The sequence below is a fragment of the Allostigmatella hybrida genome (assembly GCF_020103775.1).
Classification (GTDB): Bacteria; Myxococcota; Myxococcia; order Myxococcales; family Myxococcaceae; genus Hyalangium; species Hyalangium aurantiaca.
The window spans coordinates 188,574-213,688 of record NZ_JAHXBH010000009.1 but is presented as its reverse complement, the minus strand read 5'-3'; the positions used below and the strand labels follow the sequence as shown (position 1 = coordinate 213,688).

The window sequence follows — 25,115 nt, the reverse complement described above, 5'->3', positions numbered from 1 at the left end:
GAAAAATACCGCTCTGGCTAGTCAGGTGGAGTCTCACGGGATGCGTGCCCCTGGCCCTCCTTCAGTACAGCAAGGAAAGCGTGGGAGCGTACTCGGAGGAGGTAGGTCCCCCATCGCTGATCTGGCCTCTGCCGTTGGACCCCCAGCCCCACACCGTGCCGTCCGAGCGCACCGCCAGCGCGTGAGTGTCGCCTGCCGCCACCATGCCCCCCTCGGTCAACCCTTGCACCGCCACAGGCAGCGTGCGGTTGCTCGTGGTGCCATCTCCCAGCTGGCCGGCTCCGTTGGCCCCCCAGCCCCACACGGTGCTGTCCGAGCGCACCGCCACCGAGTAGGCGTAGCCCGCCTCCACGGCGGCGACTCCGGTCAACCCAGGCACCGCCCCAGGCGCCGTGCGGTTGCTCGTGGTGCCATCCCCCAGCTGGCCGGAGGTGTTGTAGCCCCAGGTCCACACCGTGCCGTCCGAGCGCACCGCCACCGAGTGGGCGTAGCCCGCCGCCACCGCCACCCCCCCGCTCAAGCCTGACACCACCGTAGGCGCCGGGCGGCCGGTCGTGGTGCCATCGCCCAACTGGCCGGAGGCGTTGGCCCCCCAGGCCCACACGGTGCCGTTCGAGCGCACCGCCAGCGAGTGGTTGTTGCCCGCTGCCACAGCCACCACCCCGCTCAAGTTTGGCACCGCCCGAGGCGTCGTGCGGCTGCTGTAGGTGCCATTGCCCAATTGGCCGGAGGCGTTGTCCCCCCAGGCCCAGACGGTGCCGTCCGAGCGCAAGGCCAGCGAGTGGTGGGCGCCCGCCGCTACGGCCACCACCCCGCTCAACCCGGGCACCGCCCCCGGCGCCGTGCGGGGGAGGGTGGTGCCATCGCCCAATTGGGCGTTTGTGTTATCCCCCCAGGCCCACACCGTGCCGTCCGAGCGCAAGGCCAGCGAGTGGGAAGAGCCCGCCGCCACGGCCACCACCCCCGTCAACCCGGGTACCGCCCCAGGCCCCGTGCGGTTGCCCGTGGTGCCATCGCCGAGCTGGCCGGCGGCGTTGTCCCCCCAGGCCCACACCGTGCCGTCCGAGTGCACCGCCAGCGAGTGGTATTGGCCCGCCGCCACCGCCGTCACCTCACTCAACCCTTGTACCGCCACAGGCGCCGTGCGGGTGCTCGTGGTGCCAGTGCCCAACTGGCCGGAGGCGTTGGACCCCCAGCCCCACACCTTGCCGTCCGCGCGCACCACCTGCGAGGAGTGCTGGCCCGCGGCCAGGGCCATCACCCCGCTCAACCCTGGCACTTCCATCGGCACCCTGCGGTTGCTCGTGGTGCCATCCCCGAGCTGGCCGGAGGCGTTGGCCCCCCAGCTCCACACCGTGCCGTTCGGGAGCAACGCCAGCGAGTGGCCGAAGCCCGCCGCCACGGCCACCACCCCGCTCAACCCGGGCACCGCCACGGGCACCCTGCGCTCGGTCCAGGAGCCATCCCCGAGCTGGCCGGAATTGTTGTAGCCCCAGGCCCACACCGTGCCGTCCGAGCGCAACGCCACCGAGTAGGCGTAGCCCGCCGCCACGGCCGCCACCCCGCTCAACCCGGGCACTGCCCCAGGCACCTTGCGGGTGCTCGTGGTGCCATCGCCCAGTTGGCCGTTTGCGTTGTCTCCCCAGGTCCACACGGTGCCGTCCGAGCGCACCGCCAACGAGTGGTATTGGCCTGTCGCCACGGTCACCACCCCGGTCAAGCCTGGCACCGCCCCAGGCACCTTGCGGTGGGTTGTGGTGCCATCCCCGAGCTGGCCGGCGCCGTTGTAGCCCCAGGCCCACACCGTGCCGTCCGGGAGCAACGCCAGCGAGTGGGAGTAGCCCGCCGCCACGGCCACCACGCCGCTCAACCCGGGCACCGCCACGGGCACCTTGCGGGTGCTCGTGGTGCCATCGCCCAGTTGGCCGTGGTAGTTGTACCCCCAGGTCCACACGGTGCCGTCCGAGCGCAACGCCACCGAGTGGTATTGGCCCGTCGCCACGGCGATCACCCCGCTCAGGCCTTGCACCGCCCCAGGCACCGAGCGGCTGCTCGTGGTGCCATCGCCCAACTGGCCGTAGGTGTTACCCCCCGCGGCCCACACGGTGCCATCTGGACGCACCGCCAGGGAATGTTCCCCCCCCGCGGAGAGACGGGCCCTCGCCTGAGAGCCCCAGAGCGGCGAGCTGCGCGACGCCTGTTCTTCCGTCTCCACCGTGGCTTGCCCACAACCCACGGCCAGCCAAAGTCCAAGCCCTACGCTCCACACCTGCTTCAACCATCCCTGACTGCGCTGCATTCGAAACCCCTGGGTCCTGACGCTCGAAAAGCGGTTATTTCTATTTAGTACGAGAAATAAAGCTATTGCGAGCCGTGTCAGGTTCAGGCCGTTTTGACTGAAGCGCTCCTCCTCGGCGGTACGCGCACTGGGCTGTCACTTGCGGAGCATGGACTCCAGTTGGGGCAGCACCCCCAGGTGCATGGCGGTGGAGACCAGCATGCGCCGCTCTTTCATGTCCACGCGGCCATCCACCAGCGCCATCTGGACCAAGTGGTCCATGAAGACAGACGCCTCGGGGCTGCCCTTGGTGGGCATCAGCCTCTGGAAGAGCGGCTGCCCGGCGTTGAGGGCCATCTCCACGTTCTGCCAGGGGATGCTCCAGCGCGTGGCGCACACCTTGAGCAGCTTGCGCTCCGTGGCGTCCACGGTGCCGTCCGCGGCGGCGATGGAGGCCATCATGTAGAGGAGCCGCTCGCGCTCCTGCACGTCCACCACGGTGTCCGTGGCCCGCGCGGGGCTCGTCACCGGGGCCTGGGCTCCGGGGACGCGGCGGTAGCGCGTCTGGGCCTCCCAGGTCTCGTAGGGCAGGGTGGTGGCGAGCACCCAGTCCCGGGCGCTCGTGCCGAGCTGCGTGCCGCAGTACGCGCAGGCGCTGGCGCCGCTGCTCGTCAGGGGCGCGTTGCACTCCGGGCAGCGATCCGTGGCCATGCCGTTGGAGGTGTTCGTCTTCACCCCGTGCCGGCGCGTCAGCGTGAACACCCAGCGCTGGGGCACGGTGGGCAGCTCCCGGGGCCGCTCGTTCGCCGCCGCCGTGCCCAGCCGGGCGCTCCAGCGGATCTCCACGTGGGCCCGGTCATCGCCGTCCGGGTGGACCTCCAGGGCCCGGGTCACCACCGCGCCCACGGCGCACTCCAGGATGACGCGGCGCTGGCCCTGCTGGCGCAGCGTGGAGAGCTCCGTGCCGAGCTGGGAGACGATCTCCGTGTTGGCCACCTGCGCCAGGCGCTTCTCGTCCCCCTGGCTCTGCGCGTCGATCCACTTCCAGAACAGCAGCGAGGCGCGATCCTCCAGCACCTCCAGGTTGAGCGCGGGGTCCGCCTGGCGCGCGGCGCCCAGGCCGTCCACGGCGGCGGCATAGCGGTTGTGCTCGATGCCCTGGGTGATTTCCGAGAGCGTCCAGTCGTAGTTGCCCGAGTTGACGATGGCCTGGCAGTACTCGCAGACGTTGCTCGCCCCTCCTTTATAGGGCGCGCCGCACTGGGGGCACTTGCCCTGGTAGACGTCCTGGCCGATGCGCGTCACCACCCCGGGCTTGCGCACGAACGTCCACACCTCGGTGAAGGACTCCAGGGGCACCCTCCGGGCGGCGGCCAGGGCTTGCTCGTCCGAGGCCGAGGCGGGCACGTCCGTGTCGCGCATCTGCGCCTGGACGCGGATCTGGAGGCTGTCGAACCACTCGCTCTGCTCCAGGCCGATGATGCGCGCGTCCAGCAGCTGGATGTCGCTGATGGCATCGCGCACGCCCTGGGCGGCCATGAGCTGGAGCTGCACGTTGAAGCGCTGGTACGTGGCGTCCGAGAGGAACGGGCGCACCGGGGTGAGCTCCCGCTGGAACCAGGCCTCCTGGAGCGCCGGGAAGAGCTGACGCACCTTGTCGAGCACACCCTGCGCCTCGAACTGCGGATCCTTGCGCTTGAGGGACCGGACCCAGCCCAGGACGGCCTGGTCCGACACCTGGGTGCGCTGCTCCGCCTCCCGCCGCTCAAAGGCCCGCTGGGTGGCGCCGGTGGGGTGCAGGTTCCGCTTGTAGAAGTAGTAAACCACCACCGCGACGATGAGCAGCGGGATGCCGACCTTCGGGTACCGGAAGGCGAAGGTGATGAGGCGGAAGAACAGGTAGATGAGCCCCGCGTCCCCATCGCCATTCCCGTAGCTCGGCGAGTCCCGGGTGTAGTTCTCGCCCCCGCCGCCCCGGGCCAGCGCTTCCAGGGGGACCAGGGTGGTGAGGCCCCCCAGGACCAGCAGCCAGGAGGGCAGGCGGACAGAGTGTTGGAAGAGCACGCGCATCCCCTCACTCTAACCGCTTCTGCCTTGCCAGGTCCGCCCCAACGCCGCAGGCTGCCAGGGTTCAGGGAGCCCCCTCGGGGGGCGTGGAAGGGGAGCGCACATGCCGGAATTCAAGGTCGACGCACGGGGAGCCATCGAGATCTGGACCATCGACGGGGCGGACCGCCGCAACGCGATCAGCCGGGCCATGCTCCAGGAGCTGAGCGGGATGGTGGCCCGCGTCTCCACCGGCCGGGACGTGCGCGTGGTCATCATTACCGGCGCCGGGGACAAGGCCTTCTGCGCGGGCGCGGACCTGAAGGAGCGCGCGGGCATGAGCGAGGCGGAGGTGCGCGCCTTCCTGGACGGCCTTCGCAAGACCTTCCGGGCCATCGAGATGAGCGACTGCGTCTTCATCGCCGCCATCAACGGGGCGGCGCTCGGGGGCGGCACGGAGCTGTCGCTCGCGTGCGATATGCGCGTGGCGGTGCCCGGCACGGAGCTGGGGCTCACCGAGGTGCGGCTGGGCATCATCCCCGGCGGCGGCGGCACGCAGCGGCTCTCCCGGCTGGTGGGGCCGGGCCGCGCCAAGGATCTCATCCTCACCGGGCGGCGGATGAACGCGGCCGAGGCCTTCAGCATCGGCCTGGTGAACCGGCTGGCCCCCGAGGGGCACCTGGTGGAGACGGCCTTCTCGCTGGCGGAGGCCATCGTGGCCAACGCGCCCATCGCCGTGTCCACGGCCAAGCACGCCATCGACGAGGGGACGGGGCTGGAGCTGGAGGACGCGCTCGCGCTGGAGCTGCGCAAGTACGAGGAAGTCCTCCAGACGGAGGACCGGCTGGAGGGGCTGCGCTCCTTCGCCGAGAAGCGGCCCCCGGTCTACAAGGGCCGCTAACGGGTGGACGCTCAGGTGAGGTTGGGCAAGGCGCCCTTGCAGTAGGCGGGGTTGCCGAACGTGTTCGTCTGCACGCCCATGGCGTTGAGGAGGGAGACGTACAGCTCGTTGTGCCAGCCGTTGGTGTACTTGAGGTAGCGCCCGGTCCGGAAGTAGCCGCCGCAGCTGCCGGCCATCACGAACGGCACGTCCCGGCGGCTGTGGCTGTTGCCCTTGCCCAGCTCGTTGCCCCAGAGCACCGCGGTGTTGTCGAGCAGCGTCCGGTCTCCCTCCTGGACCTTGGCCATCTGCGTGAGCAGGTAGGCGAACTGCTGCGCGTACCAGACGTTGATCTTCGTGATCTTCTCCTGCACCGCGGCGTCGCTGTCGCCGAAGTGGGACAGATCGTGGTGCCGGTCGGTGACGCCCACCCACGGGAAGGCGACCTGGCTCACGCTGCGGCTCCACTGGAGCGTGGCCACCTTGGTCAGGTTGCACGTGAGCGCCATGACGAGCAGGTCCATCTGGAGCTTGCCCACGGCGGGGAAGTTCTCGTTCTTCGTGTGGTCCAGCGTGGCGGGCTGGGCGGGCTTCACGCACGAGGCGCCCACCGCGTGGTCCTCCAGATCCAACCGCCGCTCAATCTCCCGGATGGCGGTGAGGTGCGCATCCACCTTCTGCAGGTCCGTGTTGCCGAGCTGGGCCCGGAGCCGCTTGAAGTCCTCCTGGGTGCTGTCGAGCACGGAGTGGCGGCGGTAGCGCAGCTCGGCCAGCCCCGCGGGGTCCGCGTTGAAGTTGGCGAAGATGCGGTTGAAGGCGTTGCGCGGGTTGTCCTCGGCCGGCATCGGCGAGCCCGGGCCCGAGTAGGACATGCGCGACCAGATGTTCGCGCCGCCCGTCTGCACCCCGAACAGGAGCGAGGGGAACCGGTCGTTCTGGCCCACGCGCCTGGCGATCTCCTGGTCAATGGAGATGCCGCCGCCCCAGCCGACCTTCTCCGAGTCACCCCCGGTGAAGATGTCCCCGTTCTGGAGCTCCGTACCGGTGAGGAGATGTCCCATGCCCTTCTGGTGGCCGTCACCTGGGCCGTGGTGGGCCGATTCCATGTCCAGGTTGTCCAGCAGGAGCAACTTGGACTTGTGGGGCTCCAGCGGCGCGAGGATTCGGCCGAGCTGGAAGGACGTCTCGCTCCCGGACGGAGTCCAGGCGGGGGGGATGGTGCCGTTGGCGCTGAAGACGAACACGAAGCGCTTGGGCGTGGCGGGGGCGGCGGCGTGGGCCTCCATGGCCTCGAGGAAGGGCAGCGCGATGGCCACCCCGCTCAGGCCTCGCAGGAGGGTACGGCGGCTCAAGGGTTGGCGGATCATGGCTCTCCTCACTGCGCGGCGGGGGCCGGCTGGCGGTAGCGGAAGGCGTCGGACAGGGTGAGCTGCACCAGCAGCTCCCGGAGGTTGAAGCCGCTCCGGGCGAACTGCTTCTTCAGGTTCTGCACCTCGCACTGTTCCTGGGAGGTTTCCCCGCGGCCGTTGGCGTAGCGGAACCACTGGGTGGCCACGCACTCCATCACGTAGGTGCTCCGGGCGAACTTGCGCGACAGCTCCACCGCGCCCACGTAGCCCCCTTCCGCGTCCCCGGCCTGGGTGACGCTGCCGCTGGCATCCACCGGCAGGGTGCCCTCGTGGGTCCGGAAGGCGCCCGCGCCGTCGTAGTTCTCGAAGCCGAACCCGATGGGATCGATGAGCGCGTGGCAGCCCGAGCAGGCGGGGCTGCGGGTGTGCTCGGCGAAGCGCTCGCGCGTGGTGGCATCCGGCGAGGGGTCCGGCGGCGCGCCCACGTTGTCCGGCGGGGTGGGCAGCTGCTGGCAGAGGAACTGCTGGCGCGCGAAGACGCCGCGGTGAATGGGCGAGCTCTGGTTGGGCTTGGCGTGGCTGGCCAGGAAGCTGGCCTGGGTGAGCAGGCCCGCGCGCTTGGAGGGGTCCACCGTCACCTTCTCGAAGGCGCTGCCCGCCGGGCCGGTGACGCCGTAGAAGTCCGCCAGCGGCTTGTTGGCGAAGGTGAAGGGTGCGTCGAACAGCAGCGAGGCGCTGCCCTCGCTGTCGAAGAAGACGTAGTCGAGGAACTTCTCCGTCTCGGTGCGCATGGCCGCCTTCAGGGGCTCGAAGGCGGGGTAGACGGTGGTGTCCTTGGTGGTGTGCGAGAACTCATCCAGCTTCAGCCACTGGCGGTGGAACTCGGCCACCATCTTGCGCGCCTTGGGGTCGGCAATCATCCGCCGCGCCTGGGCCTCCACCTGGGCGGGGGTGACGAGCTCCCCGGCATCGGCGGCCTGGAACAGCGCCGCGTCGGGCATCGTGCCCCAGAGGAAGTACGAGAGCCGGGAGGCCATCTCGTAGGAGGTGACCTGCACCGTGGAGACGCCCTGGGCCGAGGGCGTCCCCGTCTCGACGCGGTAGAGGAAGAAGGGGGACTGGAGCAGGGCCTGGAGCGTCATCCGGATGCCGGTGAGGAAGTCCTTCCGGTCCCGGCCCGCCTGGTACACCGCGAGCAGGCGGGTGACTTCGCCGGCCTCCAGGGGGCGGCGCCAGGCGCGCTTGCCGAAGGACTCGATGAACTGCCGGGCGCAGGCGGCCTCGGTGCCGGAGGTGGGCTGGCACGGCAGGAGCGCGTCCAGGTTCGCCGAGCCGGACAGCGTCTCCGAGGCCTCCATCCACTGCTCCACATGGAGCAGGGTGACGTTCAGCGCGTAGGCGTTGTTGTTGAAGCCCAGCGACTCCTCTTCCTTGGCGAACGTCTCGGCGGGCTGGAGCGAGGTGCCCAGCAAGTCCCGCACGGTGTTGTTGTACTCGAAGCGCGTGAGCCGCCGCAGGGGCGAGGGGCCCGGCTCGATGCCGCTCGCGGGGCAGTCCGAGGCCTCCGGGCCGCCCGGGTTCGTGGACTCCTCACCGGGGAGGGGGCCGCTGACATCCAGCTCGGCCTGGCCGAAACAGCCCCCCAGGAAGAGGGCCGCCGAGACCAGCCGGGCCAGTCCGAGCATGCGGTGGGGAGAACTCACGCGGGGCGACCTCGTGTCGGGGAAGGGGGTGGCTCCTCCCTTCGCAAGGTCCGCGCCAGAACATGCTTTTCAGGATTTCAGTGGGTTAGCCCACAGCGCTCCGGCCGGGTGGGGGGCGTTGTCCCCATCCCGGTGTGGAGTCCTCCCCCCAGCCTCAGAACAGGCGGTTGAGGCCGTTGAGGGCGGCCACGCGGTACGCCTCGGCCATGGTGGGGTAGTTGAAGGTGGTATTGACGAAGTAGTCGATGGAGTTGCCGGGCCCGTCCTGGGACATGATGGCCTGGCCGATGTGGATGATCTCCGAGGCGTTGTCGCCCAGGCAGTGGATGCCGAGGATCTCCCGCGTGTCCCGGTGGAACAGCAGCTTGAGCATGCCCACGGTGCGGCCGGTGATTTGCGCGCGGGCCAGGCTCTTGAAGAAGGCGTGGCCGACTTCATAGGGCACGCCCAGCTTCGTTAGCTCCTGCTCGGTGCGCCCCAGGCTGCTGATCTCCGGGCTGGTGTAGATGCCGCTGGGGATGTCCTTCACCAGCTTGTGCTCGAGCCGGCCCTCGACGATGTGGGTGGCGGCGAAGCGGCCCTGGTCATACGAGGCGCTGGCCAGGGAGGGGATGCCCACCACGTCACCCACCGCGTAGATGTGGGGCACGATGGTCTGGTACGCGTCGTTCACCTGCACGTTGCCGCGCGAGTCGGTCTGGATGCCCAGCTTGTCGAGCCCCATGTCGTAGGTGTTGCCGGTGCGCCCGTTGGCCCAGAGGAAGATCTCCGTCTTGAGCCGCTTGCCGCTCTTGAGGTGCAGCACCACGCCGTCGTCGGTGGGCTCCACGCGCTCCATCTGCTCCTGGTGGCGGATGAGCACGCCCTGCTCGCGCAGGTGGTAGGAGAGCGCGTCGGAGATCTCGTCGTCCAGGAAGGACAGGAGCCGGTCGCGCGTGTTCACCAGGTCCACCTTCACGCCGAGCATGCGGAACATGGAGGCGTACTCGCAGCCGATGACGCCGGCGCCGTAGATGAGCATCGTCATCGGCGTCTCGTTCATCGTCAGGATGGTGTCCGAGTCGTAGATGCGCGGGTGGGTGAAGTCCAGGTTGGGCGGGCGGTAGGGGCGCGAGCCCGTGGCGATGACGAAGGACTTGGCGGACAGCAGCTCGCTGGCGCCGCGGGGATCCGTCACCTCCAGCGTGTGCGCGTCCAGGAAGCGCCCATGGCCGATGGACAGATCCACGCGGTTGCGCTCGTAGAAGGTGGTGCGAAGCTGGACCTGGCGGGCCACCACGGTGGAGGCCTTGCGCATCATGTCCTTGAACTTGGAGACCTTGGCCAGCTCCACGCGCAGCTCGGGGTGGTCGTTCTGCACGTCCACCAGCCGCTGAATGGCATGGCGCAGGGCCTTGGAGGGGATGGTGGCGGTATGGGTGCAGGCGCCGCCCACCAGTTGGCGGTTGTCCACCATGCAGACGCGCTTGCCCTCCTTGGCCGCCTTCATGGCCGCGCCCTCGCCTCCAGGGCCCGACCCAATCACCACGATGTCGAAATGCCGCGTGCTCATGGACCGATACTTCTTCACCTGAGCCCTCTCTGGAAGAAATCAATCCATCCAGCGCCCGCCTGGAGCCTGGGGATGCGCTCAACGGAGCGTATGCCCTGGCTGGACGGGGAGTCTCTGAGCTACAAGGCGGGGAGCAACCCCTCGCTTTCGCATCCAGGGCCTTCCCATGCGACGAATCCAGCTTCCGTTCCGGTGCCTGCGGCTCATGGCCGTGCTCGGAGGAGGGCTCGCGGCGGCGGAGGAGCCCGTGGGCACCGTCGAGGGTGCGAGGGAGGAGCCTCCCCGCAACTACGGCAACCTGCGCGCGGGGGCGTCCACCTCCGGCCGCCGCCCCAGCATCTGCCTGGAGCTGTCCCCCCTGGCCCGGCTGGGGCTGGAGGCGTGTGGCACCGGCTCGGGGTTTCTCCACCATGACCCGGAGCCAACCCTTACCCACTTCCGCGCCAACCTGACGCTGACCTCCTGGAAGACGCGCCTGGGGTGGCTCCAGCCGCGCTTGAGCGCGGGCTTCGCCGAGCTCCAGGTGGGCGAGGACGGCGCGGGCTTCGACTTCTCGGACACGGGGCCCACGGGCGTGGAGACCGCGGGGCCCGAGCTGGGCGCCTCCGTCCGGGCCCTGTTTCCGCTCTCGTCCCGCCTGGAGCTGGTGGGGGAGCTGGGCGTGAGCGCCGCGTACTTCCGCGCCGCGCCCTCGTTGATCAAACCCCAGAACCGGTTCCAGCCCAGCGCCTCGTTCACCCTCGGCGTCGGATTCTGAGACGGAGACCACCCCATGGATTCAGCAAACACGTCCTATCAGTCCTGGCTGGAGTCCTTTGCCGCGGCGCACGGCGCCATGGCGGGCTCGGTGCACGTGCAGCGCGGCGAGGACCTGGAGCTGGTGGCCTCCCTCAACCTCCCGCCCCCGGTGGTGGCCGCCGTGCGCCATGTGCCCCGGGGCAAGGGCATGGCGGGGTTGGCGCAGGTGCGCAAGGCGCCCGTGCAGACCTGCAACCTCCAGGAGGATGACACGGGCCGGATCAAGCCCGGGGCCAAGGCCGTGGCCGGACGGGCCGCCGTGGCCCTGCCGGTGTTCGACGCGGCGGGCGAGGTGCTCGCCGTGGTGGGCCTCGCCTTCCAGGAGGAGGGGGAGATTCCCGCCGAGCGCGAGCAGGCCCTGATGGTGTCCGCCGCGAAGCTGCCTTCCCGGGCCGCCTGAGCCCTTGAGGCCCTTCCCGGAGAGGCTGGACGCCAAGCGCGCGGCGGTGGGCTGGACGGTCTTCTGCGGCTTGCTCCTGGCGGCCATTCTCGTTCCCTTCTTCCTCTTCGGCGAGCGGCTGGAGGTGGCCACCCGCGCCTTCCTGGACGCGCGGCCGCCCGATGGGCAGGTGGCGCTCGTGCTGGGGGGGCTGCTGGCGGCGGATCTCGTGCTGCCCGTGCCCTCCAGCCTCCTCGGCACCGCGGCGGGGGCGCTGCTGGGCTTCTGGCGCGGCATGCTGGCCTGCTGGGCAGGCATGATGGTGGGCTGCGGGCTGGGCTACCTGCTGGGCGCCAGGGCCGGAGAGGCGGCCCTGCGGCGCATGGCGGGCGAGGCCGAGGTGCGGCGGCTGGCCGGGCTGTCTGGACGCCATGGCCACTGGTTCCTGCTCGTCCTGCGGGGCGTGCCCGTGCTGGCGGAGTCCTCCGTCGTCTTCGCGGGCGTCAGCCGCATGCCGCTGCGGCGCTTCTTCGGGACCACCGCCCTGGCCAACCTGGGCATCTGCGCCACCTACGCGGCCGTGGGGGCCTCCGCCGTGCGGCTCGGCTCGTTCCTGGTGCTGTTCGCCGGGATCGTCCTGCTCCCCGGACTCGCGCTCTGGGCGGTGCGGCGCGGCACGAAGCGCAGTTGAGACAGTCCTTCCTCATTCCAGGAGTTGTTCATGAGCTACATGGATCCCCCGAGGTTCCACTTCAGCGGCCAGTTCCGGACTGATCCCTCCACCATCAACAACTCCACCGAGAACTACAGCCTGGAGGCCCAGTACAACAACAACCCTCCGGTCGACACGAACCCCCACTCGGTCTGGTGGAACGAGAACGGACAGGCCTTCTTCAAGGTCCAGAAGACGAGCGTCACCGCGGCCTGTACCCAGCTCGGGACGCTCGTCACCTCGAACGCGCAGGACAGCCTCATCGGCGCGCAGATCCTCAGCGTCGTCACCGGAGGGCCGCCCACGCCCCAGTACGGGCGGCTCGTGGATCTCGATCCGGATCAGCAAGCCCGCTCGATGATCGTCGGCCTGGCGGTGTCCGTCACCACCTCTGACGGCGCATCCCTCACCGGCGTCATCCGGCCAATGACCATCATCGATGTGTGGGGGCGCGTCTCCGGGGGCGGCGCGGGAGGAATCGCCTCGGCCGGCGCCATGTACCAGTCGGTCCTCGATGAGGTGCAGTGGCAGGGGATGGCGGGCACGAAGTCTCCGGTCCTGCAGAAGCTCTACGCCTTGAGCCCCAACGCACTGTCGATCAAGATCGTCCTGGACGGCTATCAGGGAACGCTCACCTCACCGGACTTCGCGACGGGCCGCATGGTGGGCACGATCGGGCCGTATTTCCCCGGCGAGCCCGCTCACGTGCTCGCGAAGCGCCGCATGTGGGGAGGGGCCGCGCTGGTGCAGCAGTCCTACGGCTCCAACACTCCGCCGCTCAACCCCGCGCCGTTCCAGGTCAGCAACGGTTACCTGAGCCTGGACCTGGGCAACTCCATCCCGACTTCGGCGCCCTATGGGGGGCCCTTCGTCAACCTCGGCACGGTCAACGCCGTCATCGACCCGGATGGGGCGAACCTCACGATCGGCGAGGTGTTCAACAGCCCCGGGCAGTTCGCGCAGGTCTACACCACGACGGCCGGCATCCTGGACATCCCGCTCACGCCGCAGCAGCTCCAGGCGCTCGCGCAGGCGCCGGTGGCGTTGCAGATCGACCCGCCCGCGGAGCTGCAGAGCACGGTGACGGGACTGGACGCCCGCTCGCTCAAGGAGGGCCTCCAGGTTCCCAACCCCAAGCCCCTCAAGGCGTCCGGAGCGATGATCGCACTCGCGGAGAACACCAACGGCCTCTTCGCCTCGCTCGACTTCAACGCGCTCCGGATGCAGAAGGGCGCCCCGGCGTGGTCCTCCTCCTCGCTCAGCGGCACGGAGGTGACCTCGACCGCCCAGGTGCCGCTGGTGGCCACGGTGTTCGGCAACCCCGCCCAGCAGACGATCAACGTCCAGACGGTCACCAACACCTACCAGTTCATGAACGCGGAAGGTGAGCCCTACGAGATCAACAACACGCCGATGTCGGCGATCACCTTTCCCGCGCAGGTGCAGACCGGCCCGGACGGCCGCGCCACGCTGAACTTCACCGCGAACGACCTGAGCCCCCAGCAGAACGAGGAGCGGCGCAGCGCGCTCAACTGCCAGCTCTACCTGTTCGTGCACGATGGCTCGATGGACACGCTGGGGCCCAACGGGGGCCAGCCCCTGACGCTGCTCGTGTTCGAGAACTCGCCCTATGTCGCGTCCCCCACGTGGTCCGCGAACATCTCCAGCATCTTCACGCAGTACGCACGCCTCTATCCCGCGATGCGGAGCCTGATCGATCTCAGCGACTACGAGACCGTGAAGAACAACGCCGCCCGTATCCGATCCGTGATGACCCTGCCGATGGCACACCCGGGGTTCATGCCCGTGACGCGGGATCTCTCCCCCCTGGAACTGGACATGGTCCTTCGCTGGTTCGCGAACCCGCTGAACTGAAAGAGACACCCACGATGAACATGCCTTGGAAGTGGTGCGCGGCCGCGGCGTTGCTGGCGTTCGCCCCGCCGTCGTCCGCCCAGACTCCGCCGCAGTACACGATCGATCTCAACAGCATCACCCTCCCGTCCTTGCCGGGCCTCCATTCGCTCGTCCACGCGCAGGGCTCGCCGGCCGCCTCCAGCCGGTGGCTGCTGATTGGCGGACGCACGAACGGGCTGCACGCGTTCACCCAGTCGAGCGATGGCGGGACGGTGCCTCCCCCGAACGCGTTCCCGCCGTCCCAGGCGAACCGCACGCTCTGGGTGGTGGATCCGGTGATGAAGCAGGTCTGGCAGGCGCCCCTGCCGTCCACCCCCGCGATCGCCGATGCGCTCGGGACGACCAATGCCTCGGCGGTCCAGGACGGCAACACGCTGTACGTCATCGGGGGCTATGGGCTGAACAGCGCCACGCAGCAGATGACGACCTTTCCGGCCCTGACGTCGATCCAGGTGGATCAGACGATCAACGCCATCGTGGCCGGCCAGCCCTTCACCCAGTACCTCCAGCAGACCTCGACCTATTACGACTGCCCGGCGGCGGGCATGGCGGCCTACACGCCGTGCTTCAATACCGCCTCGAGCAAGTGCAAGCCGGGACCGGGCTGGGCCGCGTGCCAGCAGCAAGCGCAGACGGACTGCCTGAGGGTCCAGAAGAAGGCGACCGCGGCCTGCGGCCAGGCCGTGCAGAAGGGCGCGGTGAAGGGCCTCCCGACGGACACGGGCTACTACGCGAAGGTGGCCGGCGGTGGCATGCAGAAGGTGGGCAACGTCTTCTGGCTCGTGTTCGGACAGGACTTCGAGGGGCTCTACTCGGTCAATGAGGGCGACTACGGCAAGTGGCCGGTGTCCCAGGTCTACACCGAGCGCTTCACCGCCATGTGGTTCGGCATGCTCCAGAACAAGTTGACCGCGGCGGTCCTCAACGTCATCCCGAGCGATCCGAACAGCAATCAATTCCACCGCAGGGATCTGAACGTCCTGTCCGTCCTGGACTCCGACGGCACGACGCCGCTCGTGGCCGCGTATGGGGGCGTCTTCGTGCCGGGGGAGAACACCGGCTATCAGCAGCCCATCTACCTGAAGGGCGGGGCCAACCCCATGACCGCCACGCCGGTCCTGGATCCCTACGCGCAGATGATGAGCCAGTACGAGTGCGCAACCCTGCGGATGTTCGACGCGAACGCGAAGGCGATGACGACCGCCTTCTTCGGCGGCATCAGCCTGTACTACCTCAACCCCCAGACGAAGAAGCTGAGCCTCGACAGCGGGCTTCCCTTCATCAACACCCTGTCGGTGCTCACGCGCAACGCGGATGGCTCCCATACGGAGTTCGTCCGGTCGGCCCCCATGGCGGGGTACCTCGGCTCGAATGCGCTCTTCGTTCCGAACCCCACCGTGGCGCGCACGAGCGGCGGCATCATCGCCCTCAACCCGCTCACCCAGAAGACGCTCGCCGGCTGGTTCTACGGGGGCATCCAGGCCAACGCGCCGCAGAACGGGACGAGCACCGCCTCGAGCGCGGTCTACGAGGTCTGGCTCACCCCCGGTTCCCCGCCGGCCAACTACTGGCTCCCGGCGGTCCCCCCGAGCCTCACGTCCATCAAGCAGGTCCGCGAGTAGCGCTCAGCGCGCGCCCAGCAGGGCGATGGCGCCTCCGGCCAGGGGTACCCCCGCCGCCAGGGGCAGGGCCCACCGGGGGCGCCAGGCGAGCAGCGCCACCAGCACCAGGCCCGAGACCATCAACAGGCAGAACCAGAGCACCGTGCCCACCTCGCCGCCCTGTTGGTGGATGCAGACGCCCAGGGCCAGGGCCGTTCCCGTCAGGGCCACGCCCCGGAGCAGGGCGGCACGCCCGGGGGAGGGGGCCGGGCCCAGCAAGGCCTGGTGGTGCCGGGCCATCGCCAGGCAGCAGGTGAGCAGCGCCAGGTAGTTGAGGCCGAACGCCAGCAGCATCACGCGCCCTCCTCGGCCAGGCGGGACGAGGGCTCGGAGACGGAGGCCTTCGGCCGGCTCAGCCGCCAGCTCAGCCATCCGCACAGAATGCCCGTGCCGAGCAGGGAGAGGTCCACCGCCGCCAGCCCCCAGTCTCCCCGGGCCAGGCTCGCGCCCAGGTGGCCCTGGGGGGCGCGCACCACGCTCACCAGGGGCAGGCCCAGGGCGAGCACGGCGCCCACGACGAGCTGATCCCGGGTGAGCCGTCCGCCCCGGCTGCGCAGCACCGCCCAGGCGATGGCCACCGTCCAGGTGGCCAGGAAGGCGCGGACCTCCCAGACCTCACGCCCCGGCAGCTCCGGGGGCACCAGGCGGTTGGCCCAGAGCAGGGCGAGGCTCGCCAGCGGCAGGCCGCCCATCACGGCGCCATTCAGGACGCGCACCAGCGCCATGCCGGGGACACCCCGGGCCTCGCGCTTGGCCAGCCAGAGCTGCACCCCCGACACGAGCATCAGGCAACCCGCGAGGCCGAGCAGCAGGTAGAGCCCGCGCACCAGCTGGCCGCCGTACTGCGCCATGTGCAGCCCGGTCATCCAGGCATACAGCCGGTAGCCCGGATCATACGGAGGCTGCACGTGCAGCAGCGCCCCGGTGCCCGCGTCGAAGGACACGGTGCGCTGATCATCGGTGATGCGCGAGTCGTCGCGCCGGCGGATGGAGACGACGGCGGCGGCATCGGCCGGGTGGTGGACGCTGATCCACCCGGCGGTGCCCCCATCGCCCCAGGTGCGCTGGGCCTCGGCGATCAGCCCGTCCAGGGAGACCGGAGGGGGCGCGGGCTGGCCGATGTCCTCCCGCTCCCAGGAGCGTTGCACTTCCGTCTGGAAGCGCCCGGCGTCGCCCGCGTAGGCGACCTTGAGGCCCGCATCCATATAGGTGAAGACGAAGATGGCCAGGCCCGTGTAGGCGATGAGCAGGTGGAAGGGCAGGCCCAGGACGCCGAGCACGTTGTGGGCATCGAGCCAGGCGCGCTGGCGCGTGGCCTGGGGCCGCAGGGTGAAGAAGTCCTGGAAGATGCGCCGGTGGATGACGAGCCCGCTGAGCAGCGACACCAGCATGAGGATGCCGGCCCCTCCCACCACGTACATGCCGTTCAGGCCCGCGTGCAGATCGTAGTGAAGGGTGAAGAAGAAGTCCCCCCCGGCGGTCTTGGGCAGGGGCTGGCCGCTCACCGCGTCCAGCTCGAAGCCTTGGAACAGGCCGCCATCGGGCTCATACCCCACGCGCCACCAGGGCTCCCGGGGGCCCGGGGGGCGCATCCACCAGGCGTGGGCATCCGGTGCCTGGCGGTGCATCCAGTCCCGGACCTGGTCGGCCGTGGCGCGGGGCCCGGTGGACAGGTGCAGGGCGGGCTGCATCCACCGCGTCAGCTCCTTGTCGAAGCAGGCCAGGCTGCCGGCGAAGAGGATGGTGAACAGCAGCCAGCTCACCAGCAGCCCCGCCCAGGTGTGCAGCCCCGCCATGGCTTGGCGCAGGCTCATGGCCGGGCTCCCATGCCGCTGGGCAGGAAGGCCCCCAGCGCCAGCAGGCCGCTCAGCCCGAACAGGACCCAGCAGGCCCGCCAGGCCGTGCGGGCGGCGAAGGCATAGAGGATGGCCCCGGTATAGACGGCGAACGAGGCGAGGCTGGCGAACATCACCCGGTCGGTGCGGGCCAGCGGCAGCCAGACGCTGAGGAAGGCGGTGGCGGTGTACGCCAGGGCGAAGCCGCCCAGCGCCGCAGCCACGACGCGCAGGGCTACCTCCATCGCGGCGCCCACGGACCTGTTCACGGAGATCATTCGCTTGTCACCCTTAACATGCCCATGCTAGGGCGCCGAATCCGATTTTAAGAATCAAAAACAGGAGCAGGCATGTTTTCTCGGCGCATCGCGGGTGTCTCGGTGCTGGCCTTGGCCACGGCAGCGGGAGCGCAGGAAGCACAGCAGCAGGAGGGGAACGCCATCACCCTGGAGACGTTCCGGGTGGAGGGGAAGAAGGAGAGCGCCACGGGCCCCATCGAGGGCTACACCGCCGAGCGCAGCGCGGCGGGCACCAAGACGGACACGGCGTTGATTGAGACGCCCCAGGCGGTCTCGGTGGTGGGCCGTGAGCAGATGGACGCCCAGCAGGTGCAGTCCGTGGCCGAGGCCACGCGCTACACGCCCGGCGTGCGGGCGGGGACGTTCGGCGCGGATGCGCGCAACGACTGGTTCCTGGTGCGCGGCTTCTCCGCGCAGGAGTCGGGCTACTACCTGGACGGGTTGCAGCTCTTCGCCAGCTCCTTCGCCACGTGGCGGTTCGAGCCGTTCGGGCTGGAGCGCATCGAATCGGTGCGCGGCCCCTCCTCGGTGCTCTACGGCGGCACCAACCCGGGCGGCCTGCTCAACCTCGTGAGCAAGCGGCCCTCGGCCGAGACGCTCCTGCACGTGGAGGCGGGCATCAACGAGTTCGGCAACGGGTACGGGGCGGTGGATGCCGGGGGCGCCATCGACTCGGGCGAGCACTTTCTCTACCGCGTGTCCGCGCTGGGGCGCGGGGGCGGCACCCAGGTCGAGCACACGAACAACGACCGCCTCTTCCTCGCGCCCAGCGTGACGTGGAAGCCGGGCGAGCGCACGTCGCTGACCCTGCACGGCAGCGTCCTGCTGGACCGCACCAAGGGCCAGAACTTCCTGCCCTACGTGGGCACCGTCGTGGACGCGCCTTATGGCCGCATCCCCACGGACCTGTTCACGAGCGAGCCGGACCTGGATCACTTCAAGCGGGACCAGCTCCTGGCCGGTTACGCGTTCGAGCACCGCTTCAACGATGCCTGGACGGTGCGGCAGAACCTGCGCTACGGCCACCTGGAGATCGACTTCCAGAACTACTACGGCGTCGGCTACGCGGGGGATCCGGCCGAGGCGCAGCTCGCCCGGGGCAACTTCATCACGGTGCCCAAGGTGGACCTGTTCACGGTGGACACCCAGGTGCAGGCGCGGCTGGAGACGGGGCCCCTGCGCCACCAGCTCCTGCTGGGCGTCGATTACAAGCACTACCGCATCGCGGACGAGCAGGGCTACGAGGCGGGCACGCCGCTCGACTTGCGGGACCCGGTCTACGGCGACTATGCGCCCGCGGAGTCCCGCTACACGCTCAACGAGACGGCCCAGAATCAGCTCGGCGTCTACCTCCAGGATCAGATCCAGTTCGCCAAGCGGTGGAACCTGGTGCTGAGCGGGCGTCACGACTGGGTGGGCACGGATCTGGAGAACCAGCTCACCCCGGCGGCCAGCTACGACGGCAGCGTCAAGTCGTTCAGCGGGCGGGCCGGCCTGCTCTACACCTTCGACAGCGGCGTCGCGCCCTACGTGAGCTACGCGCGCTCCTTCAACCCGGTGGCGGGCACCACCGCTGACGGCGAGCTGTTCGAGCCGGAGACGGGCCAGCAGGTGGAGGCGGGCCTGAAGTTCCAGCCGGACGGGCTGGCGAGCACCCTGGGGCTCTCGGTGTTCGAGCTGCGGCGGCAGAACTTCGTGACGACGGACGGCGCCTTCAACTCGCTTCAGATCGGTGAGGTGCGCTCCCGCGGCGTGGAGCTCGAGGTCATCACCAGCCTGCTGCCGGGGCTCGACGTCCTGGGCGCCGTGTCGCTCTATGACTTGGAGATCACCGACGGGGCGGACTTCGAGACGGGCAAGACGCCGGTGGGCTCCGCGGAGTTCATGGCCTCGCTCTGGCTCGATTACACCTTCCAGGAGGGGGCGCTGGCGGGCTTCGGGGCCGGGGCGGGGGTGCGCGCCACGGGCCGCTCATTCGCGGACCGGACCAACACGCTGGAGGTTCCAGGCTTCACCCTCGTGGACCTGGGGCTGCACTACCAGCGGAGCCACTGGCGGGCGGCCATCACCGTCTCCAACCTCCTCGACGACGAGTACGTGTCGTCGTGCAGCTCCGAGGCGGCCTGCTTCTACGGCGACCAGCGCCGCGCCGCGCTCAACGTCGGCTACACCTTTTAGGGAAGGCCGCCGGGCTCCGGCGTCAGGGGCCCGGCGGAGGCGCCTGGCGGGGCAAGCGGACCGTGAAGGTGGTGCCCTCGTTCTCCAGGGACTTCACGTCGATGGTTCCGCTGTGGGCCTTCACCAGGTGCTTCACGATGTAGAGGCCCAGCCCCACGCTGCGGTTCTGCGGGTTCACATCCGCGGAAGCGCGGTGCATCGGCTCGAAGATCTTCGACTGCTGCTGGGCAGGGATGGGCGGCCCCAGGTTGTGGATGCTGAGCGTCGCCTCCTGGGCGGTCCCCACGGTCTCCACGCGCACGGGGGTGCCCTCCGGGCTGTAGTGGAGGGCATTCGAGATGAGGTTGCCCACCACCTGCGCCAGGCGATCCACATCCCAGTCTCCGCGGAGATCCCCTTCCTGTTTCACCTCGATGCTCCGCCCGGGGTGGGCCATCGCCATCTCCTCGGCCACCTGGCGCACCACGGCGTGCAGGTCCATGGGCCGGCGCTCCACGCGAATGCGGCCCCCCAGCCGGGCTTGGGTGTAGTCGAGCAGGTCGCGGATCATCCGGCTCGCGCGCTCCGCGGCGGATTGGATGCGCATGATCGTCTTGGCATCCCGCTCGTTGAGCTCCTCCCGCCGCAGCACGGACGTGGCCCCGAGCAGGATGGCGGCGATGGGGCCACGCAAGTCGTGGCTGACAATGCCGATGAGGCGCTCGCGGAACTCCGCCGTCTCGTCCAGCCGGGTCTTCTCCAGGGCCACGGCCGCCTGGTCCGCCAGGGCGGACAGGAGCCACTCCTGCTCATCGGTGTCGGCCACAGGCTGGGGGAGCGAGACGGCCAGGATGCCCGTGACCTGGCCGCCGACCACCAGGGGGACGCCGAGGAAGCACTGCGGGGAGGCCTCCAGGAGCCCCTGGAGCCGGTGAATGAGGGTCTCATCGAGCGGCTCCCGGAAGCGCTCCGCCGCCGCCTTGGCCAGTCCGAAGGAGGCGCGGACGGATAGGAGCCCTTGCTCGTTGGTGAGCATGAGGACCGCCCTGTCCGTCTCCAGCAACTCCGCGGCGCGCTCCACGGTGATCCGGAGCACCTCGTCCAGCGAGACGGCATAGGTGAGCGCACGGCTGACCTCCGTGAGCTTGCGGAACTGCTGGAGGCGCTTCTCCGCGGGCTGGAGCGGGCTGGGCATGTCACACCACCTCGACGCCCTTGGACGTGATGCGCAGCTCCCGCACGTTCAGGTCATGGTCCGTGCCGCGCGCCTTGAGCACCTGCAGGGTCCTCACGGATCGGTTGCCGAGCCGCTCCACTTGCAAGTGCAGGATGGCGTCGGACAGCGCGCTGATCTGCCCCTCCAGGGGGTGGGGCGCCATGCCGGTGGTCTCCATCGTCAGGACGCTCGCCACCCGCATCACCGAGAAGTGCTGGACCAGGGCGTAGAGGTATCCGAAGAGGCGCGGAATGTCGCTCGCCGCGCTGATGAGGTCTCCGATGGAGTCCACGGCGACGCGCTTGATGTTCTGCTCCGCGATGGTGCGGAACAGCGTCACGAGGATGCTGTCGATCTGCAGCTCGACCGGGGAGTGATAGAGCAGGTGCAGCCCCATGCGCTGGGCCTCGGCCACATCCCACCCGAAGCCTTGGATGACCCGCGCCAGCTGGGTGGGGTTCTCCTGGAAGTTGATGTAGAGGCCGGGCTCTCCTTGCCGGAGGCCCTCCAGGATGAACTGGAGCGCCAGCGTCGTCTTGCCCGAGCCCGTCCGGCCCTGAATCAGGGTCGAGCTGCCCGCCCGGACGCCCCCCTGCATCATCGTGTCCAGGCTCACCACCCCCGTGGACAGGCGCTCGTCCTGGAGGGAGTAGGAGAGGGGGACCTCGGGACTCGTCAGCCGGGGGAAGACCTCCAGCCCGTTCGCGCTGATGCGGAAGGCGTGCAACCCCTCCAGGTAGCTGCTGCCCCGGAGCTTGAGGACGCGCAGGTACCGCTCATCCCGGGTGCCGTGCTTCCTGCGGGCCAGCTCCACCATGCCGTCGGCCACCGCGAACTCCGGGTAGGTGGAGAGCTGCGCCTCGTTGTACTCCCCCACGAGGAACGCCGTCGTGTCGTAGGCCGTGAGCAGGCCCGAGACTTCGTACAGCATCCGCCGCATCTCCGGCACCGAGGCGCTGAGATCATGGATGGCCTTGAAGGAGTCGATGACGATGATGCTGGGCGACAGGGTCTTGATGATCTCCTTCAGCTTGGGCACCACGGCCGCGATGCCCTGCGCCTCCAGCTCCTGGGCGATGGAGTCGTAGATGATGCTGCCCGAGGTGAGCTTCTCCTCGTCGTAGAACTCGAACTGCTGGAGGTAGCGCACCACCTTCTCCAGGGGCTCGGAGAGGGTGGTGAGGTAGAGGACGGGGCGCTGGGGGGACTGGGCGTTGGCGAAGATGAGCCGCTCGGCGAGGATGGTCTTCCCGCTGCCCGGCTCCCCCAGGAGGATGTTGATGGAGTGGGTGGGAAAGCCTCCGCCCAGAATGGCGTCCAGTTGAGGGGTTCCCGTGGGGATGCGCGGCAGCCCTTCCCGGGAAGGGGGGGGGAGCTTGGCATCTGGCTTGTACGTCGCTGTCATGGAGTCTCGGCGAGAGAACGGGAACGGTGCTCCAGCAGGCTCCTCACGGTCGTGATCAACCGGTTTTCGGCGAGGGGCTTCATGAGGAAGGCATCCGCGCCGGCCTCCTTGGCGCGGCCACTGGCCGCCAGGATGCTGAAGATGAGGATGGAGATGTGGCGGGTCTGGGCGGTGGCTTTCAGCTGACGGCAGAGCGCCAGCCCATCCAGCTTGGGGACGAGAATCTCGGTGATGATGATGTCAGGCAGCAGGTGCTGGGCCTGCTCCATCGCGGACAGGCCATCCGTGACGAATTCAACGGAGTAACCGGCCAGCGCGAGGAAGTGCGCCTCCAGCTCGCGCACGTGGGGATCCTTCTCCACCACGAGAATCAGCATCTTCCCACGGGATGTGGTTGGAATCGGATCGGCCATGGAGCGGTCAGGAACTCAGGTGAGGATGCTCCCTGAGACAGCGGAGCGCTTGGCGGCACGGCCCTCTTAACCGCTGTTCAGTTCCATGTGGTGTCAAATCCGCCACCGGTGCACACCGGAAGGTATATCCGGCCGTCCAGGCCCTTGCCAGGGGTGCGCCCCTGGTTGGAGGGCAGCAGGCCAGGCTCCAGGGCCTCGAGTGAGCCGTGGCGGCTTGCACCGTCTCGAACCTGCTTTACGGTCTGGATGCCGGCGGCGGTGCACAACGCTTCGCCGCCTGAATCAGAGAGGAGAAACCGTCATGGCCAATCTGTCTGTTCGTCGTGGAAATGGAAGCAACGTGCAGCGCACCCGTGAGTGGGATCCCTTTCAGCAGATGCAAGAGCTGATGAATTGGGATCCGTTCGAGCAACTGGCGAGCCACCCCTGGTTTGCCGGCCGCCAGGGCCAGGCGCCCTTCGTCCCGGCGTTCGAGGTGAAGGAGACCCAGGACGCCTACGTCTTCAAGGCGGACCTGCCGGGCGTGGACGAGAAGGACATCGAGGTGACGCTCACGGGAGACCGCCTCTCGGTGAGTGGCAAGCGCGAGAGCGAGAAGCGCGAGGAGGGCGAGCGGTTCTACGCCTATGAGCGCAGCTTCGGAGCGTTCAGCCGCGCCTTCACGCTCCCCGAGGGCGTGAACGGGGACAACGTCCAGGCCCAGCTGAAGAATGGGGTCCTGACGCTCACCCTGCCCAAGCGCCCCGAGGTGCAGCCCAAGCGCATCCAGGTGGCCAGCAGCGCGGTGGAGCCGAAGGACAGCATCAAGTCCTAGTTCCGCCGGCGGCTGAACCGCAGAGGCCTGGCGTCCCTCCCGGGGCGCCAGGCTTTTTCAGGCCCAGGGGCCCGTCAGGGCGCGCGGAGCTGGCGGAAGCAGGCGCGGAGCTCGCGGACGAAGATCTCGGGCTGCTCGAACGCGGCGAAGTGGCCGCCCTTCTCGGCTTCATTCCAGTAGATGAGCTTCGAGTAGCTCTGCTCGGCCCAGCGCTTGGGCAGGCGGAAGATCTCCTTCGGGAAGATGCTGGCGCCCACGGGGAGGTCGAGCTTGCCGCCCGAGAAGGTGGCGCCGGCGTTCTCCCAGTACATGCGCGCGGAGGAGGCCGCCGTGTCCGTGAGCCAGTAGAGCGTGATGGTGTCGAGCATCTCATCCTGGCTGAGGACGGACTCGGGCTCGCCGGAGTTGTCGGTCCACATCTGGAACTTCTCGTAGATCCACGCCGCCTGGCCGGCGGGCGAGTCGGCCAGGCCGTAGCCCACCGTCTGGGGCCGCGTGGTCTGCTGGCGGAAGTAGCCGGAGCCATCGGTGTCGAAGGCGTGAAGCTGCGCCATGGCCCGCTTCTCCTCGGCGGTGGGGTTCTCGGGGGGGAGCTTCTCCGGCACGGCGAACGGCATATTCAGGTGGATGCCGGCCAGCCCCTTGGGCTTGAGGTGGGCGAGCGCCGTGCTGACGCCCGCGCCCCAGTCGCCGCCCTGGGCAACCCAGTGCGTGTAGCCCAGCCGGTGCATCAGCTCCGCCCAGGCCTTGGCGGTGCGCGCCATGTTCCAGCCCGTCTTCGTGGGCTTGCCCGAGAAGCCGTAGCCGGGGAGGGAGGGGATGATGAGGTGGAAGGCGTCCTCCGCCTGGCCGCCATGGGCGGTGGGGTCCGTGAGCAGGGGGATGGACTTGAAGAACTCGAAGACCGAGCCGGGCCAGCCGTGGGTGAGGAGGAGGGGCAGGGCATTCTCGTGCTGGGAGCGCACGTGGATGAAGTGGATGTCGAGCCCGTCGATGGGGGTGCGGTAGTTCGGGAAGCTGTTGAGCCGGGCCTCGGCGCGGCGCCAGTCGTAGCCGGTGCGCCAGTACTCGACGAGCGCCTGGAGCTTCTTCAGGGGCACACCCTGGGACCAATCCTCGACGGTCTCGGGGTCGGGCCAGCGCGTCAGCTCCAGGCGCTGCTTCAGATCCGTCAGGGCGCTCTGGGGGATGGAGGCCTGGAAGGGGGTGATAGGGTGCGCATCGCCCAGGCCCAGGGCCTGTCCAACCTTCTCTGTGAGCGTCTTCGACATGGTGAACCTCAAGGTGGGTGGCAAGGAGCCGTTGATTCAGGCCCTGCGGCTGGCGCACGACGAGCTGCTGGCGGAGTTGAACCGGCATCCGGAGGTGGACCGGCGGATGGTGAAGAACGTGGAGCGGGCCTGCCGTCAGTATCACGCGCTCCAGCCCCGGAAGTTCGGTCCGAAAGAGGCCGTGAGCGCGGGGGCGCTGGTGACGCTGGATATTCAACGGCTCCAGACGCGGCGCGAGGTGTGGTTCGTGGGCTACGAGAACTTCGCCGGGCGCGAGCTCTGGACCCGGTACGGGTTCCCGGAGGGGCTCCTCCTGGTGGATGAGTTCCGGCTCGCGAAGCGCAGGAAGGGGGAGCGCTGGGCGGAGGATTCCCCGAACAGCCAGGTGGAGTACCGGGAGACCTTCTACAAGATCGTGGACATCGAATGA

General features: G+C 69.2%; 21 protein-coding genes. 9 read left to right on the top strand and 12 right to left on the bottom strand.

What is annotated here, in order from left to right:
- Positions 1-61 precede the first annotated feature (61 nt).
- Positions 62-2,299, bottom strand: coding sequence for an RCC1-like domain-containing protein (locus tag KY661_RS17690; RefSeq protein WP_225411308.1), 2,238 nt, complete (start codon positions 2,297-2,299; stop codon positions 62-64).
- Between the two features lie 135 nt (positions 2,300-2,434).
- Entirely contained in the window at positions 2,435-4,348 is a 1,914-nt protein-coding gene (locus KY661_RS17685; protein ID WP_225411307.1) for a TIM44-like domain-containing protein, read from the bottom strand.
- Positions 4,349-4,448: 100 nt separating this feature from the next.
- On the opposite strand from KY661_RS17685, the gene KY661_RS17680 reads away from it, so the two are divergent.
- On the top strand, positions 4,449-5,225 hold the full coding sequence (locus KY661_RS17680; protein ID WP_225411306.1) for an enoyl-CoA hydratase-related protein: 777 nt from the start codon (positions 4,449-4,451) through the stop codon (positions 5,223-5,225).
- Between the two features lie 11 nt (positions 5,226-5,236).
- On the opposite strand, the gene KY661_RS17675 is transcribed toward KY661_RS17680, so the two are convergent.
- The 3 genes from KY661_RS17675 to sthA form a co-directional block, all read right to left on the bottom strand.
- Positions 5,237-6,571 (bottom strand): DUF1552 domain-containing protein, encoded by a 1,335-nt coding sequence (locus KY661_RS17675; protein ID WP_225411305.1) that lies wholly within the window; start codon positions 6,569-6,571, stop codon positions 5,237-5,239.
- 8 nt (positions 6,572-6,579) lie between these two features.
- A complete protein-coding gene (locus KY661_RS17670) occupies positions 6,580-8,256 on the bottom strand; it encodes a DUF1592 domain-containing protein (RefSeq protein WP_225411304.1) in 1,677 nt (558 codons plus the stop codon).
- Between the two features lie 154 nt (positions 8,257-8,410).
- Entirely contained in the window at positions 8,411-9,808 is a 1,398-nt protein-coding gene (gene sthA, locus KY661_RS17665) for a Si-specific NAD(P)(+) transhydrogenase (RefSeq protein ID WP_075005479.1), read from the bottom strand.
- A gap of 166 nt (positions 9,809-9,974) precedes the next feature.
- Between sthA and KY661_RS17660 the strand changes: the two genes are divergently transcribed.
- Genes KY661_RS17660 through KY661_RS17640 form a run of 5 tightly spaced genes read left to right on the top strand, consistent with a single transcriptional unit; the run spans position 9,975 to position 15,236 of the window.
- The gene (locus tag KY661_RS17660) at positions 9,975-10,565 is read left to right on the top strand and encodes a hypothetical protein (protein WP_225411303.1); all 591 of its coding nucleotides are present in this window, start codon (positions 9,975-9,977) and stop codon (positions 10,563-10,565) included.
- A gap of 15 nt (positions 10,566-10,580) precedes the next feature.
- Complete coding sequence (locus tag KY661_RS17655; RefSeq protein WP_225411302.1) at positions 10,581-11,006, top strand: GAF domain-containing protein; 426 nt, start codon at positions 10,581-10,583, stop codon at positions 11,004-11,006.
- A gap of 4 nt (positions 11,007-11,010) precedes the next feature.
- Positions 11,011-11,676 (top strand): TVP38/TMEM64 family protein, encoded by a 666-nt coding sequence (locus KY661_RS17650; protein ID WP_225411301.1) that lies wholly within the window; start codon positions 11,011-11,013, stop codon positions 11,674-11,676.
- Between the two features lie 30 nt (positions 11,677-11,706).
- The gene (locus KY661_RS17645; protein WP_225411300.1) at positions 11,707-13,572 is read left to right on the top strand and encodes a hypothetical protein; all 1,866 of its coding nucleotides are present in this window, start codon (positions 11,707-11,709) and stop codon (positions 13,570-13,572) included.
- A 14-nt stretch (positions 13,573-13,586) separates the two neighbouring features.
- On the top strand, positions 13,587-15,236 hold the full coding sequence (locus KY661_RS17640; RefSeq protein WP_225411299.1) for a hypothetical protein: 1,650 nt from the start codon (positions 13,587-13,589) through the stop codon (positions 15,234-15,236).
- Positions 15,237-15,239: 3 nt separating this feature from the next.
- Here the strand turns inward: KY661_RS17640 and KY661_RS17635 are convergent, their stop codons facing one another.
- The 3 genes from KY661_RS17635 to KY661_RS17625 are packed head-to-tail and all read right to left on the bottom strand — an operon-like array spanning position 15,240 to position 17,388.
- On the bottom strand, positions 15,240-15,569 hold the full coding sequence (locus KY661_RS17635) for a DUF3325 domain-containing protein (protein WP_225411336.1): 330 nt from the start codon (positions 15,567-15,569) through the stop codon (positions 15,240-15,242).
- Positions 15,569-17,089: a PepSY-associated TM helix domain-containing protein gene (locus tag KY661_RS17630; RefSeq protein ID WP_225411298.1), complete on the bottom strand. Its 1,521-nt coding sequence runs from the start codon at positions 17,087-17,089 to the stop codon at positions 15,569-15,571. The genes KY661_RS17635 and KY661_RS17630 overlap by 1 nt, the downstream gene beginning before the upstream one ends.
- Positions 17,086-17,388 carry a DUF3649 domain-containing protein gene (locus tag KY661_RS17625; protein WP_225411297.1) on the bottom strand — a complete coding sequence of 101 codons (303 nt, stop codon included), beginning with the start codon at positions 17,386-17,388 and terminating at the stop codon, positions 17,086-17,088. Before KY661_RS17625 ends, KY661_RS17630 begins: the two co-directional genes overlap by 4 nt.
- A 72-nt stretch (positions 17,389-17,460) precedes the next feature.
- Here KY661_RS17625 and KY661_RS17620 point away from each other — a divergent pair, with 72 nt between their 5' ends.
- A complete protein-coding gene (locus KY661_RS17620; protein WP_225411296.1) occupies positions 17,461-19,587 on the top strand; it encodes a TonB-dependent siderophore receptor in 2,127 nt (708 codons plus the stop codon).
- 22 nt (positions 19,588-19,609) lie between these two features.
- Here KY661_RS17620 and KY661_RS17615 read toward each other — a convergent pair whose 3' ends face one another.
- Genes KY661_RS17615 through KY661_RS17605 form a run of 3 tightly spaced genes read right to left on the bottom strand, consistent with a single transcriptional unit; the run spans position 19,610 to position 22,564 of the window.
- On the bottom strand, positions 19,610-20,761 hold the full coding sequence (locus KY661_RS17615) for a GAF domain-containing sensor histidine kinase (protein WP_225411295.1): 1,152 nt from the start codon (positions 20,759-20,761) through the stop codon (positions 19,610-19,612).
- A gap of 1 nt (position 20,762) precedes the next feature.
- Positions 20,763-22,187, bottom strand: a complete 1,425-nt coding sequence (locus KY661_RS17610; RefSeq protein WP_225411294.1) for an ATPase domain-containing protein — start codon at positions 22,185-22,187, stop codon at positions 20,763-20,765.
- Positions 22,184-22,564: a response regulator gene (locus tag KY661_RS17605; RefSeq protein WP_225411293.1), complete on the bottom strand. Its 381-nt coding sequence runs from the start codon at positions 22,562-22,564 to the stop codon at positions 22,184-22,186. The genes KY661_RS17610 and KY661_RS17605 overlap by 4 nt, the downstream gene beginning before the upstream one ends.
- 337 nt (positions 22,565-22,901) lie before the next feature.
- Here KY661_RS17605 and KY661_RS17600 point away from each other — a divergent pair, with 337 nt between their 5' ends.
- Positions 22,902-23,414 carry an Hsp20/alpha crystallin family protein gene (locus KY661_RS17600; protein WP_225411292.1) on the top strand — a complete coding sequence of 171 codons (513 nt, stop codon included), beginning with the start codon at positions 22,902-22,904 and terminating at the stop codon, positions 23,412-23,414.
- A gap of 74 nt (positions 23,415-23,488) precedes the next feature.
- On the opposite strand, the gene KY661_RS17595 is transcribed toward KY661_RS17600, so the two are convergent.
- Complete coding sequence (locus KY661_RS17595) at positions 23,489-24,685, bottom strand: epoxide hydrolase family protein (RefSeq protein WP_317987275.1); 1,197 nt, start codon at positions 24,683-24,685, stop codon at positions 23,489-23,491.
- On the opposite strand from KY661_RS17595, the gene KY661_RS17590 reads away from it, so the two are divergent.
- Entirely contained in the window at positions 24,684-25,115 is a 432-nt protein-coding gene (locus tag KY661_RS17590; protein WP_225411291.1) for a hypothetical protein, read from the top strand. The genes KY661_RS17595 and KY661_RS17590 overlap by 2 nt on opposite strands.